1 protein-coding gene is annotated in these 1,110 nt (G+C 65.0%); it reads left to right on the top strand.

Annotation, left to right across the window (positions count from 1 at the left end):
- Positions 1-116 precede the first annotated feature (116 nt).
- Positions 117-1,110: IS481 family transposase (locus AB1K56_RS18480; protein ID WP_371206761.1), on the top strand; the 994-nt coding region annotated here is incomplete at its 3' end.

Here is a 1,110-nt window from a genome sequence, read left to right on the forward strand (position 1 = left end):
TGTGATGTCCAGGGACGTTGTTTCGGCGACACGGCTATGAGGAGCTAAAAAGCGAGGGCCTCCGGTTGTGAAGTGGAGCTGTTGAGTTCAACCGCTTCACGAACCAGGAGGCCCTCATGTCCCACGCTAACGCTGCCCTGACACCACGCGCTCGTCTTCGGCTGGCGCGCCTGATCGTCGAGGACGGCTGGCCGCCGTCCCTGGCGGCGAAGATGTTCATGGTCTCGCCCGTCACAGCCAGGAAGTGGGCTGCCAGGTTCCGAGCCGAGGGGCCGACCGGGATGACGGATCGATCGAGCCGCCCACGATCGATGCCGGCGAGGACACCGCTGCCCGTGGTCAAGAAGATCGTGAAAGCGAGGTGGCGACGCCGTCTTGGCCCGGTCCAGATCGCTGGCGAGCTCGGTCTGCCCGCCTCGACCGTCCACGCAGTCCTGGTGCGATGCCGGATCAACAGACTCAGCCATATCGACCGGGTCAGCGGTGAGCCGATCCGCCGGTACGAGCATGATCATCCCGGCTCGCTGCTCCATGTCGACGTCACCAAGTTCGGCAACATCCCCGATGGCGGCGGGCACCGTTACGTTGGCCGAGTCCAGGGCGAGCGCAACCGCGAGGCCACCGCTTCTCGTCTGCAGAGCCGGAACCACCGCTATGAGCCGCGCCTGGGCACCGCGTTCGTTCACACCGTCATCGACGACCACTCCCGCGTCGCCTACGCCGAGATCTGCTCGGACGAGAAAGCGGACACCGCGATCGGTGTCCTGCGCCGCGCTGTCGCCTGGTTCGCCGACCGTGGTGTCACGGTCGAGCGTGTCCTCTCAGACAACGGCTCCGCCTACAAGTCATATGCCTGGCGCGACACCTGCACGGAGCTTGGGATCACAGCGAAGAAGACCCGCCCCTACCGGCCGCAGACGAATGGGAAGATCGAGCGGTTCCACCGCACCCTCGCCGATGGTTGGGCATATGCCCGGTTCTACGGATCAGAAGCCGAACGCCGCGCGGCGCTGCCGGGTTGGTTGCACTTCTACAATCATCACAGGCACCACTCCGCGATCGGAGCCCCGCCCATCCGCAGGATCGACAACAACCTTTCCGGACATCACA

The sequence above is a fragment of the Microbacterium sp. BWR-S6Y genome (genome assembly GCF_041379845.1).
Taxonomy (GTDB): Bacteria; Actinomycetota; Actinomycetes; order Actinomycetales; family Microbacteriaceae; genus Microbacterium; species Microbacterium hydrothermale.